The 14,735-nt window shown below is 37.9% G+C and carries 14 protein-coding genes; all 14 read left to right on the plus strand.

The window, feature by feature from the left end:
- Positions 1-16 precede the first annotated feature (16 nt).
- The 14 genes from CFK40_RS03055 (at position 17) to CFK40_RS03115 (ending at position 14,713) form a co-directional block, all read left to right on the plus strand.
- Positions 17-1,588 (plus strand): FMN-binding glutamate synthase family protein, encoded by a 1,572-nt coding sequence (locus CFK40_RS03055; protein ID WP_089530620.1) that lies wholly within the window; start codon positions 17-19, stop codon positions 1,586-1,588.
- A gap of 117 nt (positions 1,589-1,705) precedes the next feature.
- Positions 1,706-2,776 carry a peptide chain release factor 1 gene (gene prfA / locus CFK40_RS03060; protein WP_089530621.1) on the plus strand — a complete coding sequence of 357 codons (1,071 nt, stop codon included), beginning with the start codon at positions 1,706-1,708 and terminating at the stop codon, positions 2,774-2,776.
- A gap of 1 nt (position 2,777) precedes the next feature.
- Entirely contained in the window at positions 2,778-3,620 is an 843-nt protein-coding gene (prmC, locus tag CFK40_RS03065) for a peptide chain release factor N(5)-glutamine methyltransferase (protein ID WP_089530622.1), read from the plus strand.
- 217 nt (positions 3,621-3,837) lie between these two features.
- Positions 3,838-4,440: a stage II sporulation protein R gene (gene spoIIR / locus CFK40_RS03070; protein ID WP_089530623.1), complete on the plus strand. Its 603-nt coding sequence runs from the start codon at positions 3,838-3,840 to the stop codon at positions 4,438-4,440.
- A gap of 64 nt (positions 4,441-4,504) precedes the next feature.
- Entirely contained in the window at positions 4,505-4,906 is a 402-nt protein-coding gene (locus CFK40_RS03075; RefSeq protein ID WP_089530624.1) for a GNAT family N-acetyltransferase, read from the plus strand.
- A gap of 156 nt (positions 4,907-5,062) precedes the next feature.
- Positions 5,063-6,091: an L-threonylcarbamoyladenylate synthase gene (locus tag CFK40_RS03080; RefSeq protein WP_089530625.1), complete on the plus strand. Its 1,029-nt coding sequence runs from the start codon at positions 5,063-5,065 to the stop codon at positions 6,089-6,091.
- A 238-nt stretch (positions 6,092-6,329) separates the two neighbouring features.
- Positions 6,330-6,818: a hypothetical protein gene (locus CFK40_RS03085; protein ID WP_089530626.1), complete on the plus strand. Its 489-nt coding sequence runs from the start codon at positions 6,330-6,332 to the stop codon at positions 6,816-6,818.
- A gap of 1,115 nt (positions 6,819-7,933) precedes the next feature.
- A complete protein-coding gene (locus CFK40_RS03090; RefSeq protein ID WP_089530627.1) occupies positions 7,934-9,661 on the plus strand; it encodes an ABC transporter ATP-binding protein in 1,728 nt (575 codons plus the stop codon).
- Entirely contained in the window at positions 9,658-11,484 is a 1,827-nt protein-coding gene (locus tag CFK40_RS03095) for an ABC transporter ATP-binding protein (protein WP_089530628.1), read from the plus strand. The genes CFK40_RS03090 and CFK40_RS03095 overlap by 4 nt, the downstream gene beginning before the upstream one ends.
- 190 nt (positions 11,485-11,674) lie before the next feature.
- On the plus strand, positions 11,675-11,761 hold the full coding sequence (locus tag CFK40_RS21740; protein ID WP_227001912.1) for a putative holin-like toxin: 87 nt from the start codon (positions 11,675-11,677) through the stop codon (positions 11,759-11,761).
- Positions 11,762-12,154: 393 nt separating this feature from the next.
- On the plus strand, positions 12,155-12,709 hold the full coding sequence (locus tag CFK40_RS03100) for a manganese efflux pump MntP (protein ID WP_089530629.1): 555 nt from the start codon (positions 12,155-12,157) through the stop codon (positions 12,707-12,709).
- A gap of 270 nt (positions 12,710-12,979) precedes the next feature.
- Positions 12,980-13,585 (plus strand): arsenate reductase/protein-tyrosine-phosphatase family protein, encoded by a 606-nt coding sequence (locus CFK40_RS03105; protein WP_089530630.1) that lies wholly within the window; start codon positions 12,980-12,982, stop codon positions 13,583-13,585.
- 53 nt (positions 13,586-13,638) lie between these two features.
- Positions 13,639-14,079: a ribose 5-phosphate isomerase B gene (gene rpiB, locus CFK40_RS03110; protein WP_089530631.1), complete on the plus strand. Its 441-nt coding sequence runs from the start codon at positions 13,639-13,641 to the stop codon at positions 14,077-14,079.
- A 58-nt stretch (positions 14,080-14,137) separates the two neighbouring features.
- Positions 14,138-14,713 carry a TIGR01440 family protein gene (locus tag CFK40_RS03115; RefSeq protein ID WP_089534271.1) on the plus strand — a complete coding sequence of 192 codons (576 nt, stop codon included), beginning with the start codon at positions 14,138-14,140 and terminating at the stop codon, positions 14,711-14,713.
- Positions 14,714-14,735 lie beyond the last annotated feature (22 nt).

The raw sequence follows: 14,735 nt of genomic DNA on the forward strand, positions 1-14,735 counted from the left end.
AAGGTAGGATGAACGGATGAATTTAGCAGACATCATGACGATTATAGGATTTGTGACAATTGCAGCTATCGTAATTGTTTTACTAATTATTGGTATATATGTATATTCTATTGACCGAACACAAAAGCAGCACCCTGTTCTTCGTAATTATCCCGTAGTAGGTAGAGCCCGCTACTTTTTTGAAAAAATTGGTCCTGAGCTTCGCCAATATTTTTTTAATAACGATAATGAGGGTAAGCCTTTTTCTAGAAGGGATTACCAGCACATTGTAAAAAAAGCAAAATATAAACGTGACATAGTAGGATTTGGTTCACAGCGAGATTTCGAAATCGCGGGTTATTATGTACGAAATTCCATGTTTCCAAAGCTTACAGAAGAGTTGAAAATGGATATGAAAACAAAAGTAACAACAAACCGTTATTTATTGATTAAAGATCCATTATTTATGGAGAGAGAAGAGCGCCTAGAAAAACATGAATCAAGTGCCTATTTATTAAAGGAAGAGGATGCCATTATTATAGGGCCGAATGCAAAATATCCGTTCAAATTAAGAGGTCAAATTGGTATGTCTGCCATGAGTTATGGTTCCCTAGGAGATCGAGCAATAACTGCACTCTCTGAAGGGCTGGGAATAGCAAAAGGTACATGGATGAATACTGGTGAAGGTGGATTATCGGAGTATCACCTTAAGGGTGGTGTGGATATTATCATGCAAATTGGACCAGGGTTATTTGGTGTCAGAGATCCTGAAGGAAAATTTGATTGGGATGAACTGTTGAATAAAAGCAAAATCCCACAAGTGAAGGCATTTGAGGTCAAATTGGCACAAGGTGCAAAAACAAGAGGCGGGCATATTGATGCTGAAAAGGTTACCGAGGAAATTGCTAGAATTCGCAAAGTGGAACCCTTTAAATCAATTGATAGCCCAAATAGATTTACCGAATTTGGCGACATTCCTTCATTGTTTGGTTTCATTGAACGTATTCGCGAAGTTACTGGGAAACCAGTTGGCATGAAGATAGTTATTGGCAGTATTCATGAAGCTGAAGAATTAGCCAAGCACATTAAAGATTTGGATCAATGCCCAGACTTTATCACTGTTGACGGTGGGGAAGGCGGGACAGGAGCATCTTATCAGGAACTCACAGATAGTGTTGGGTTGCCAATTAAGTCCGCTCTTCCATTAGTTCATACAGCTTTGATAAAATACGGTGTTAGAGACCGTGTGAAAATCATCGCAGCCGGAAAATTATTTTCTCCAGACCGTATTGCAATTGCGCTAGGTATGGGTGCGGATTTAGTCAATATCGCACGCGGGTTCATGATAACAGTAGGCTGCATTCAAACGTTGATGTGTCATTCAAACGCATGCCCAGTAGGTGTTGCAACAACAGACCCCGAACTACAAAAAGCCCTTGTCATCGGTGAAAAGAAGTGGCGTACTGCAAACTATGTAATCACTATGCGAAAAGGTTTATTCCGCATTGCCGCTTCAGCAGGACTCGATTCGCCAGTGCACTTTTCAACCGAGCATATCGTATATAAGGATGAAAAAGGAAAAGTTTCTCAGTTGGAAGAAGAGGGTTAGAACAGATCGCATTTTGTTTAATACTTTTGAACAACATCTATTAGTATCAAAGTCACCTTTGACCTACATCTTTTCGTATACTATAATTATACTGTTAATCAGAAAGAGGTGGCCGGATTGTTAGACCGTTTACAATCGTTAGAAGATCGTTATGATAAATTAAATCAAATGCTTAGCGATCCTGAAGTGATCAATGATATAAACAAACTACGTGAATATTCCAAGGAGCAATCTGGACTTGAGGATGTCATCCAGGTTTATCGCGAATATAAGGATGTAAAAGAACAGTATGATGATGCCAAGGTTATGCTTGAGGATAAGCTTGACGATGACATGCAAGCAATGGTAAAAGCAGAAATCTCCGAGCTGGCAGAGAAACAGGAAGAACTAGAAGAGAAAATAAAAGTACTTCTTTTACCTAAAGATCCAAATGATGACAAGAACGTTATTATGGAGGTCCGCGGAGCAGCTGGTGGTGATGAAGCAGCATTGTTTGCGGGTGATTTGTACCGGATGTATTCCCGTTATGCCGAGGTTCAAGGCTGGAAGACGGAGGTTATTGAGGCTAGCTCGACTGGAGTTGGCGGATACAAGGAAATTATTTTCATGATCAGCGGCAAGGGTGCCTATTCAAAACTTAAATACGAAAATGGTGCACACCGTGTTCAGCGTATTCCTGAAACAGAATCTGGTGGGCGCATTCATACATCAACCGCTACGGTAGCTGTTTTACCAGAGACTGAAGAGGTTGAGGTGGAAATCCATGAGAATGACATTCGTGTTGACACCTTTGCATCAAGTGGTCCTGGTGGTCAAAGTGTTAATACAACCATGTCTGCGGTGCGTCTAACCCACGTACCAACTGGTGTTGTAGTTTCCTGTCAGGACGGAAAATCACAGATTAAAAATAAAGAAAAAGCGATGACAGTATTGCGTGCACGCGTTTATGATAAATTCCAGCGTGAGGTTCAAGCTGAGTACGATGAGACTAGAAGATCAGCAGTTGGTACTGGTGACCGTTCTGAGCGAATTCGCACGTATAATTTTCCGCAAAATCGCGTGTCTGATCATCGAATTAACTTAACCATTCAAAAGCTGGATCAAATTTTAACTGGAAAATTAGATGAGTTTATTGATGCGTTACAAATGGAAGAACAAACGAAAAAGTTAGAGCAAATCGGTGAATAATATGGAAAAAATCATCAAACAATACGAAGTCCTACAATGGGCTTCTCTTTTTTTAGAAAAACATCATAGGGAAATACATGTGGGGGAACTCTTGCTGCAGCATTATTTGGATATGTCGCGATCGTCCTTTTTTGCAAATATGCGAGAGACGCTTCCTGTGGATATTGTGGATAAGTTTAAAGAATCAATTGTCTTACATGCGGAAACAGGTATTCCGATTCAACATATTACTGGAGTGGAAACCTTTTATGGCAGAGAGTTTTTCGTAAACAAAGATGTGCTTATCCCGCGTCCTGAAACGGAAGAATTAATTGAACATGTTATTCAATCTGCACCAGACAAACCTTTAAGTCTGGTTGATGTAGGAACAGGTAGCGGTATAATAGCGATAACGTTGGCTTTGGAGCTACCTAATGCACAGGTTTACGCAACAGATATATCGAGCCTGGCTCTTGATGTTGCGAAACAAAACGCAGAAAAATTAAACGCTAATGTTACCTTTTTACAGGGCGATTTTATGCAACCTGTTATAGAAAACGAAATAAATCCTGATGTTATTGTATCTAACCCACCTTATATCGAGATGTCTGACAAACCTAACTTATCAGATACCGTCAAAAACTACGATCCACATCTGGCATTGTTTGCCGATGAAGATGGACTTGCGGCATATAAAAAAATTATCCACAGCATTCCATCTAGTGTAAAATTGATAGTTTTTGAAATAGGATATGCACAAGGTCAAGCAGTAACTAGGTTAGTGAAAAATAAATACCCAAAGGCTGAAGTAGCAGTAATGAAAGACATTAATGGCCACGACCGAATAATTTCAGTAAAAGTTTAAAGACTTATCCGCCGTGGATAAGTCTTTTTACAGTGGGTGGAACTAAAGTTGATCGTCAGCATCACAAAGTTGATCGAAGACCCTCCATAGTCGATCAATCCCTACCTTCCTCCATCCATCAGTTTAAAATTCTTTTATTTTTTTAGTAGTTTACTAGTTTAAATTTATCCACATTCGCTCATACTGTTAAAAACAAACGGTTGAGGAGGAACGGATAATGAAGAAGATCATATTTTTTGTACTTATATTTTTTATTATATTTTTATCGATGCCAATAAATGGCGCAAGTAAATCAATTAATGACAAGATGGGTTATCAGGTAATTCCAGATGAGGCAATCCGTTTACGAATTTTAGCAAATAGTAATGGTGATCGTGACCAAGAAGTTAAACGATCGGTACGTGATGCTGTAAATGCGAGTATCTCTAAATGGGTAAAAGATATTACAGATATAAATGAAGCACGAGAGCTAATTCAAGCGCGACTTCCAGAAATAAAAAAAATTGTAGCAGATACATTAAAGGAAGCAGATAAAGAACAAGTATTTGATGTTAAATATGGACCAAATGTATCATTTCCTACAAAATTATATGGTTCATACATTTATCCAGCTGGTGAATATGAAGCAGTACTGATTACTCTTGGAGAAGGTAAAGGAGCAAATTGGTGGTGTGTACTATTTCCACCATTATGTTTCCTAGATTTCGCGAATGGAACATCTGTCGCTACTGTAAAAGCGAGTGAAGTAGAACCTACGGAAGAAGAGGAGAAACCAGTTGAGGCAAAATTTTTCCTTTTTGAATGGTTAGGCCTGTCATAATACTAGTCCACCGTGCATAACATAGTTTTATAGATTGAAACTATTAAGTGGAGAGGTGAAATAGATGGAATTGATTCTAGCAAAAGATGTATCAAATACAAGATTAGACCAATTTTTACTAAACAACCAGGATGTGGATAAGTCACTACTAACGGAAAAAGGCTATGTAGTTCAAATTGATGAGCAAATCGAGGGTTGTTTTGTCTTAGATGCTATGGAAAATGGTGTCCATTGGTTGAAAAAATTACATGTTACCAAGCAGGCAGCACACGGATTACCAGTTATTATTGAATCTATTTTAACGATTGCTAAGGAAAACCAGGCAACATGTGTTTATGTCCACAGCCACCAGCCATTAGTGGATATTTTATTAGAATCACTGCAATTTCGTCCACAGAAGGATGTAAAAATTGTTAATATACCAGAAAATAGTAATGGGCACTGGTGGGCATACGATGTATCGTAGAGCTTATTCACAAAACTTGTTAACAACCAGTGGATAACTTGGGGATAATTAATGACTTATACACACTTTGTCCACAAATATAAAAAGTGTCAATCATTGCTTTTGCGATTTTTACTATCATCAATTAAAATAAGTGATAGAAACGAGGTAGCAATGATGACACATACAGTACGATGGAATCTACATGATAATGAAAAAATAAATAGTAAGGTTATACAAGAGGCAGCACGATTCCTAAGAGATGGGATGACTGTTGCTTTTCCCACTGAGACGGTATATGGATTAGGTGCAGACGCAACTAATGAAGAAGCGGTAGGTAAGATTTTTGAGGCAAAAGGTCGACCTGCGGATAATCCTTTAATTGCCCATGTTGCTACAAAAGAACAATTAACAGATCTTGTGGATAACTTACCCGATTCTGCAGGGAAGCTGATTGACGCTTTTTCTCCAGGTCCAATCACATTTGTTTTACCAAGTAACGGTACATGCGCAAAAAATGTAACTGCTGGTTTATCCACAATTGCTATTCGGATTCCAGATCATCCAATAGCTTTACAATTGTTAAAAGAAGCGGATATTCCTGTCGCAGCGCCAAGTGCTAATATTTCAGGAAAGCCAAGTCCAACAACTGCTGATCATGTATGGTTTGATTTAAATGAAAAAATTAGTGGCCTAATTGATGGTGGTGCGACTGGCGTTGGTTTGGAGTCAACCGTAATTGATTGCACCGCTGAAATTCCTATAATCCTTCGCCCAGGTGGAATTACGATGGAACAAATTAAAACGGTCGTTGGACCGGTTCTAGTTGATCTCGCATTAGCAAGCGGCAATAAACCAAAGGCGCCTGGCATGAAATATACCCACTATGCGCCAGAAGCTCCATTATGGTTAGTGGAAGCAACTGTGGATAAGTTTCAGGAGATTATTGATCATGAACAAAAAAATGGAAAAAAAATTGGTGTGATGGCAAGTTATGAAACAGCCAGCAGGGTTCAAGCAGATCAAATAATTCAACTAGGATCTCGTGATGATCTCTCGGAAGTTGCTATTAATCTTTACGATGCATTGCGGGCCTTTAAAAATGCAAATATTGACCTTATTTTATGTGAAGCCTTCCCTGAAGAAGGTATTGGACAGGCAATTATGAACCGTTTACAAAAAGCAGCTAGTTCCTATATAAAGTAAGAAATTAAAGTAAAAAAAGCGACCACTAAGTGATCGCTTTTTTTGCTATTTTGTACATTCGTTCATAGAATGTCGCTTACCTTTCTGTCTGGATTCCCAAAGCACACAACATACCGCCTTTATTCATTTATAATCAAGTATGTCTACCTATTGTTATACGTTTACGAAATATTCATGTGACTGAATAACTAGTCATTTAAGAGAAACAATAAATAAAAATTACTAATGGAGGATTCTTATGAAACAGCCAGATTTTGCTTTATCTCAGGGATGGTGGTACCCTGCAATTCTTAGTACTGTATTACTGCTATTTATAATTTTCATGCCTAAAAAGATAAGCTGGAAAGAAATTTACATTACCTTTGGTATAATCGGTTATATTGTATGGATGGCTGATATGACGTTAGCGGTGCCCTTTGATATATTTGATTTAGGCAATCCAGAAAAAGAGGGGTTACCAGAACTCTTACTTTATGGCGTCATACCCTCATGTTTATCAGTAATCTTCTTGAACTACTTTACAAATGGGAAGAAATGGTTCTATGTCGTGCTATTTGTTGTATTATCCCTTTTATTAGAGTGGCTAACTGTTAAAGTGGGATTGATGAAATTAAAGCATTGGGAAACATGGTGGTCGACCCCTGTTCACTTTGTTGCTTATGCCTTTTTCTTACCATGGCATTTAAAATTCATTAGAGGACGAAGTCAGAAAAATGCGGATTTATAACGCTATGAACATATTTGAGCTCAATTCTCCCTAATTTATAAAGGGAAATTGGGCTTTGTCTATGTTCATTAGACTATAGTATGAGGCAAACAGTTTTAGTTTTTTATTTTTCGATAAAATGCGAGTGGTACCTGGCATTTTTTCCAGGTCTTGCAAAAAGGGGCTAGTGGGATAGGAACTTTTAAAAAAAGTTAGCAATATAACATTCAGTCTCAGATACTGTTACTAAGGCATTCTACTTATTTTTAAATCATTTATAGAATGCTTGTCTAAAATATTTGCTATAAAATATGATCCATTTGTCTATAAAATCCGTAAGCTTTATGTAGAAGGAAGAGGGAGGTGAAACTGTTATGGATATTACACAAATTTTAAGCAACATTCTAAACGGCAGTGTCAACGATTCTGGTAATGTTGATTTGGACATCAGCAATTTACTGTAAACACTAATCTATGAAAACTACGAAAAAAATGTTTGATTTAATTTAAAAAAGGAAAAGTAAATCTATGGGATAGTAATTCCCTTAACTTTAGAAAAAACATACTTACCATCGGAGGTGATATCATGTTAGACTTTACACAAATTTTAAGCAACATTCTAAACGGCGATGTCAACGATTCTGGTAATGTTGATGCCGACATTAGCAACTTACTATAAGACTAATTCCCGCTAGAAAAATATAATCAGGGAAATTCCCTGTAAAAGTACTAGGAGAAACAAACCAAAATAGTGGAGGTGGAAGTAATTATGGATATTACACAAATTTTAAGCAACATTCTAAACGGCAGTGTCAACGAATCTGGTAATGTAGATTTGGACATTAGCAACTTACTGTAACATTTGCTAATAATGTATGAATAAAAAGTGAAAGTAATTTTATATAATGGAGGTGATACCATGTTAGATGCTACACAAATTTTAAGTGACATTCTTAACGGAAGTGTCAATGACTCTGGCAATGTTGATTTCGACATCAGTAACTTGTTATAATATTTACTTTGTTCACTCAAAGCAAATATTAGGTTAACAATTTTAAACTCTTAAAAACCCAGGGTGAAATTTCACTCTGGGTTTTTACATACAAAATTTAAATTCAGTCATGTGGTGATGAAAAATGATCAAGTTATTTACATTATTAAAGCCATATCGAATCCTTATAGCTGTTGTTTTACTACTAACTCTATTACAAGCTCTCGCTCAGCTATTTCTCCCATACCTAATGGCAAACATTGTGGATAAAGGAATTGTTAATGGTGATATTCCTTATATTATAAAAATCGGCGGAATTATGTTAGTAGTTGCTGCTGCGATCGTGACTTTTTCGATTCTAGCAAGTTTTTATTCTTCAAAAATAACGATGGGGTTCGGAAAAATTCTTCGTGAAAAGATGTTTTCTCATGTTGAAAACTTTTCGTTGCAAGGTTTTGATAAAATTGGAACGTCCTCGCTTATCACACGTACCACAAATGACATAATGCAGGTTCAACAAGTTCTTACCATGATACTGCGCATACTGATCATGGCGCCAATGATGTTCATTGGCGGTATTATCTTAGCATTTTCAACAGATCCCAAATTGTCATTCATTATTATCGCGGTTATTCCAATCATTGTTTTAGCAATTATACTTATAGCGAAAAAAGGAATGCCGCTTTTTAAAAAGATGCAGAAAAATTTAGACCGGTTAAATCTCGTATTGCGTGAAGGGCTTGCGGGTATCCGTGTCATACGTTCTTTTAATCGTATGGACCATGAGCGGAAACGTTTTAATGAAGCAAATTTAGATTTTGCCAATACTGCGATTAAAGTTAATAAAATCATGGCAACGGTAACTCCTTTCATGATGTTTGTCCTTAACTTTGCGATTATCGGCATTATTTGGTTTGGTAGTATTCGAATAAGCAATGGTCATATTCAAGTTGGTGATCTAATGGCTTTCATTCAGTATGCCATGCAGATTATGTTTTCCCTAATTATGTCATCCATGATGATTATTATGATTCCCCGCGCTTCTATTTCTGCAGGCAGAATCAATGAAGTACTGGAGTCTGAGCCAGAAATTAAGGACCCCGAGCAGGTTAACCAAATCGGAAAGCTTAACGGGTTTGTAAATTTTGAACAGGTGAGCTTCAGTTATCCAGGTGCAGAAGAGCCTGTACTATCAGATATTTCTTTTTCCGCAAAGCCTGGTGAAGTTACCGCTATCATTGGTGGTATTGGATCGGGAAAGTCAACACTACTGAACCTCATTCCAAGGTTTTATGATGTTGACCAAGGTGCCATTACCATCGATGGTGTGGATGTAAGAGAAATGGCTCAAACGGACTTAAGAAAAAATATCGGTTACGCACCACAAAAGGCTACTCTTTTTACAGGTACGATAGCTGATAATATCCGTTATGGGAAAGATACCGCAACAAATGAAGAAGTAAAAAAGGCTGCAGATATTGCGCAGGCAACCGATTTTATTTCTGAAACAAAAGATGGTTTTGAGTCGATTGTTGCACAAAAAGGCGCGAATGTTTCAGGCGGCCAAAAGCAACGCATCTCCATCGCTCGTGCGCTTGTAAAAAAGTCTAGCATCTATGTTTTCGATGATAGTTTTTCTGCACTGGATTTCAAAACTGATGCCAATTTACGTGCATCACTTAAGGAGGAAACTGCGTATTCCACAGTGCTTATGGTTGCGCAAAGGATTAGTACTATTGTAGATGCAGATAAGATTATTGTTTTAGATAAAGGTATGTTGGCTGGCGTCGGAACACACCGGGAGCTAATGGAAACATGTCTGGTTTATCAAGAAATTGCATCCTCACAGCTTGAAGAGGAGGAAACAGCATGAGCGAGAAACAGCAAAAGGATACAAAAAAAGGAAAACAAGTAGAAAAGGTAAAAGATTTTAAAGGAACATTAAAAAGGCTTTTGACCTATTTAAAACCACATAAGATTGCATTACTGACGATGTTAATTACAGCTGTCCTTAGTACGGTTTTTGCGATAGTTAGTCCGATATTAATGGGACTTGCTACAACTGAATTATTCCAAAGTATGGTGGAGACTGGTACTGGGGTTGATTTTGACTATATTCTGAATATCCTACTTAGTCTAGGGGTTCTTTACCTCCTAAGTGTTGTGTTTAGTTATATTCAACAATATATCATGGCGGGAGTTGCGCAGAAAACGGTCTATACCATACGCAAGGAAGTGAATGAGAAGTTAACAAGGCTACCCCTCCAGTATTTTGAGTCACGGACTCATGGTGAAATACTGAGCCGGGCTGTCAATGATTTAGAAAATATCAGTAGTACGTTACAGCAAAGTATTACACAGTTCATTACATCGATTGTAACGTTAATTGGTGTAGTAATTATGATGCTCTCTATCAGTCCATTGATGACCGTAATTGTTCTGCTAAGTTTGCCACTTAGTTTTATCGTTACAAAAAAGGTTGCTACCCGCTCACAAAAATACTTTCTCGGTCAGCGAAAAATACTGGGGCAATTAAATGGTCATGTAGAGGAAATGTATGCAGGCCATGCCGTTATCAAAGCAAACAATCGCGAAGAACAATCAATTACTACATTCAATATGATCAACGAAAGTCTATATACGACAGGCAGAAAGGCACAATTTATTTCAAGTGTGATTTCCCCTCTTTTGAAGTTTGTTAATAATATTGTCTATGTGTTAATTTGCGTCGTCGGAAGTGTACTTGTCACGAAACAGGTCATCCAAGTCGGGGATATTCAAGCATTCATCCAATATATCAGACAGTTTTCTCAGCCGATTACAAAAGTGTCAACTATCGCGAATGTTATTCAATCAACCATTGCATCAGCCGAACGTGTCTTTGAAATTCTTGACGAAAAAGAAGAAGTGGTTTCAAACAACATAAAGGAGATTCAGTCTCCAAAAGGGGCTGTTAGGTTCCAACGTGTTAATTTTAGCTACCAAAAAGATAAGCCATTAATCGAGGATATGACGATCGATGTTAAACAAGGGCAGACCGTAGCTATTGTTGGCCCAACTGGCGCTGGGAAGACGACATTGATTAATCTGTTAATGCGTTTTTATGAAATTGACAACGGCAAAATTACAATCGATGGAGTGGATATTCGCGAAGTAGAACGCAGGAATCTGCGCAGTTTATTTGGCATGGTGCTTCAGGATACATGGCTTTTTAATGGAACAATCCAAGCTAATATTGCTTATGGCTGTAAAAATACCACGGATGAAGAAATTGTTAGGGCAGCAAAAGCAGCTCATGCTGATCATTTTATCCGAACACTTCCTGATGGTTACGATACGATTCTAAATGAAGAGGCATCCAACATCTCCGCGGGACAAAAACAACTACTAACAATTGCCCGTGCGTTTATTTCCAATCCAACAATCCTTATCCTGGATGAAGCGACGAGTAGTGTAGATACAAGGACGGAAACAAAAATTCAACAGGCAATGAATACATTAATGAAAGGAAGGACAAGTTTTGTTGTTGCACATAGACTTTCCACTATTAGGAATGCAGATATGATTCTTGTTATGGATAAGGGGAAGTTGATTGATCAAGGTAATCATAATGAGTTACTCGCAAAAGGAGGCTTTTACGCAGACCTTTATACTAGTCAATTCATAAACAGAAATCCCCGGAGAGAAATTGTCTAGAAACTTCTTTCAAGCCTGATCCTTTTTATGTTATGAAGGGCGATTGGACTTTCTAGAATTATTTTACAAATCAAAGATTAATCTGTTATTTTTTTGGTATAATGAAAGTAACAATAGATTGGTTTCGCATGAGAAGGTAGGCGCACCTTTTTTACCTTTTGGGATTTTCCTGAAAAGGGGGGTGTTGCTTATGGATGTGAAGGACGTATTGACGCTGATGATCTCGTTCGGCATGTTGATTGCGTTTATCATGTCCGACAAAAACCATAAAAATTAATCCCTCATGTGATTTTAACAGGTCAGTTTGAGGGATTAATTTTCCATTCTGCGCCTTCCCCTCTTGATGGGGTTAGTCTATTGTACCGTTCCATGTGTCGAGCATGGGGCGTTTTTTTATTTTATGACTTTCTATGTATAGTATACCTTATTTTGACTATTTATTAAACATTTTTATTATTCTTCCGTTCATATATAATTCCTTCATTGGATCACTATTTTTTTAAATTGAGAGTAAGGTCAGGTAACAAACGATTTCTAAATCTTTTACTAGGAACTATTCACTATTATTTTTCGACAAAATGCGATTTATGTGAGGCACCGCCCGAATTCCGCATCATATTCCTGTTTGGACTGGCATACATTTTATGGACGAGTCTTAGGAGGATGGTTGATGATTGAAGAACACGTAGGGGAGTTTGTGTCTTTAGTATTTATGGCATTTGCACTTGGGATGGATGCGTTTTCCGTTAGTTTGGGAATGGGAATGCAGTTGATCCGTTTAAAACGAATTGCATACATAGGGATAGTTATCGGTGTTTTTCATATGATCATGCCCTTCATCGGGATTATGCTGGGAAAAGCTATTTCAGGCCAAATTGGAGATGTTACAGTCTTTATTGGAAGCCTTTTATTAATTGTAATTGGTACGCAAATGTTTTTCTCTGCTTTTAATCATGAAGCAAAAAAGATTATCCAACCCACTGGTATTGGCCTAATCCTTTTTGCTATAAGTGTTAGCTTAGATAGTTTTTCAGTTGGTCTAAGTCTTGGCATGTCAGGCGTGAAAACCTTTATTGCATTGCTTCTTTTTGGTGGGGCTAGCATGGTGTTAACATGGGCTGGAATGATACTTGGAAAAAAAGTACATGGATTTCTCGGCGTGTATAGTGAGATGTTAGGTGGAGCAATTCTTTGTGTGTTTGGCCTTCTTTTACTTTTTAACTAGATAAGACAACCCACGTTAAAAATTGGTTTTTATTTTTTCTGACAGTGGCCTTCTTTCTATGGTATAGTTTGGACAGGAGTCATTTAAGAGGATGTTCAAAAAGTCACCAAATGATAAACGGCGAATTTCTTCGTTGGCTTGTTTTTCCGGTTCTCATGTAGGAATAGCCTACATTCCGATCTCGGGGACTACGCCGCCTCGAACTTCTTGTTTCTAATTTGTCGACTTTTTGAACACGCATTTTAAGATTCTACCCGGAGGTTACGTATTATGAACATCTTGTTTATTTGTACTGGAAATACATGTCGAAGCCCGATGGCTGAAGCGTTAGTAACCGATAAACTACCGCATGCTGCTATCCAGTCTGCGGGTATTTATGCTGGTCTTAATCAGCGGGCAAATCAAAAGGCAATTGAAGCACTTAATCTAAAAGGAATTGAGTTAAATCATCGCTCACAACCAGTTACCGATAAGTTACTTCATTGGTCAGATCTTGTGTTGACGATGACCACTCAACACAAACAGTCATTGATATTGGAACATCCCAAATTTCAAGAAAAATATTATACCCTAAAAGAATACGTTTCCGATTCAGATAAAGAAGTGTGGCAGGAGCTTAAAACTGCTTATGCCGATTACCAAGAAAAAAGATCGACCTTTATTCAGGAAAATCAACATAAAATGGATCAAATAACGTTAGAACAGCAGTTAACCGATTCATTGCGTCCCGATATACAAAAGATACAGCGACTGGAATCCAGTCTTATTAATTACGATATTTCTGATCCCTTTGGTGGAGAATTGGAAGTTTATCAAGCGACACTAAACGAATTAGAGATGTACATTAATCAGTTAGTCAAAAAAGTCGAAAAATAAGTCAAAATAGTGCATAATAGAATGATAGGGTTATTGGATAGGAGTGATGTGGTATGAAAGTAATTTTAACAGCAGACCATGCAGGAATGATTCTTCGTAATGAAGTAATCGAGCTTTTAAATGAACTGGGAATAGAATATGAAGATACGGGCTGTGATTGTAAGAGCTCTGTAGATTATCCAGATTATGCTTTACCTGCTGCAGAACGGGTTGCGAATGGCGAATTTGATCGCGGTATTTTTATTTGTGGCACTGGAATCGGCATGTCTATTGCGGCAAATAAAGTAAAAGGGGTTCGTTGCGCACTTGTACATGATGTATACAGCGCTAAATTAACCCGTCTACACAATGATTCAAATGTTTTAGCAATGGGCGAACGCGTCATTGGTCCAGGTCCAGCTCGCGAAATCGCAAGAATATGGCTAGAAACAGAATTTGACGGTGGCCGTCACGCCAATCGTATTGGAAAAGTTTCAGCATACGAAGAAAAATAAGGTATTGCACAATCTAAATTTTATCGAATTTTAAATTGTATGGAGATAGGTGATTGCTGTGATCGATTTACATCAACAAGTGAAGGATAACATCAACGCTCTTGTAAACGAATGGATTACACGTGATGAGCTTAATTCTGGTGACTTTTTCGTCATTGGATGTTCAACAAGCGAAGTTGCAGGCGTTCATATTGGCACATTTGGAAGTGAAGAACTGGCTGCCATTATTTTTGCTGGGCTAATGGATCTGAAAAAGGCAACCAATGTCAATCTCGTTTTCCAGTGCTGTGAACATTTAAACCGAGCATTGGTGATAGAACGTGAGGTATATGATTCGCATCATCATGAGGAAGTGTCTGCCATTCCAGCGCGGCGGGCAGGCGGTTCTATGGCAACTTATGCGTTTAAAAACATGATCAATCCAGTTTTGGTAGAAAATGTTCAGGCAAAGGCGGGTATAGATATTGGGGATACCATGATCGGCATGCATCTAAAACATGTTGCAATCCCCCTTCGCTTTTCACAAAAAATGATAGGAAAAGCGCGTGTGACAGGAGCAAAAACTCGGCCAAAATTAATTGGCGGGGAACGAGCTATATATACCAATTCAACAGAGAATAAAAGCTATAATTAAATTTAGTAACTTATATTATAGG

This window comes from Virgibacillus necropolis (genome assembly GCF_002224365.1).
Lineage (GTDB): Bacteria > Bacillota > Bacilli > Bacillales > Amphibacillaceae > Virgibacillus_F > Virgibacillus_F necropolis.

Coding starts and splice junctions, on each gene's coding strand:
- CFK40_RS03055 (WP_089530620.1), top strand. CDS start 17: ATGAATTTAGCAGACATCATGACGATTATAGGATTTGTGACAATTGCA.
- prmC (WP_089530622.1), top strand. CDS start 2,778: ATGGAAAAAATCATCAAACAATACGAAGTCCTACAATGGGCTTCTCTT.
- spoIIR (WP_089530623.1), top strand. CDS start 3,838: ATGAAGAAGATCATATTTTTTGTACTTATATTTTTTATTATATTTTTA.
- CFK40_RS03075 (WP_089530624.1), top strand. CDS start 4,505: ATGGAATTGATTCTAGCAAAAGATGTATCAAATACAAGATTAGACCAA.
- CFK40_RS03080 (WP_089530625.1), top strand. CDS start 5,063: ATGACACATACAGTACGATGGAATCTACATGATAATGAAAAAATAAAT.
- CFK40_RS03085 (WP_089530626.1), top strand. CDS start 6,330: ATGAAACAGCCAGATTTTGCTTTATCTCAGGGATGGTGGTACCCTGCA.
- CFK40_RS03090 (WP_089530627.1), top strand. CDS start 7,934: ATGATCAAGTTATTTACATTATTAAAGCCATATCGAATCCTTATAGCT.
- CFK40_RS03095 (WP_089530628.1), top strand. CDS start 9,658: ATGAGCGAGAAACAGCAAAAGGATACAAAAAAAGGAAAACAAGTAGAA.
- CFK40_RS21740 (WP_227001912.1), top strand. CDS start 11,675: ATGGATGTGAAGGACGTATTGACGCTGATGATCTCGTTCGGCATGTTG.
- CFK40_RS03100 (WP_089530629.1), top strand. CDS start 12,155: ATGATTGAAGAACACGTAGGGGAGTTTGTGTCTTTAGTATTTATGGCA.
- CFK40_RS03105 (WP_089530630.1), top strand. CDS start 12,980: ATGAACATCTTGTTTATTTGTACTGGAAATACATGTCGAAGCCCGATG.
- rpiB (WP_089530631.1), top strand. CDS start 13,639: ATGAAAGTAATTTTAACAGCAGACCATGCAGGAATGATTCTTCGTAAT.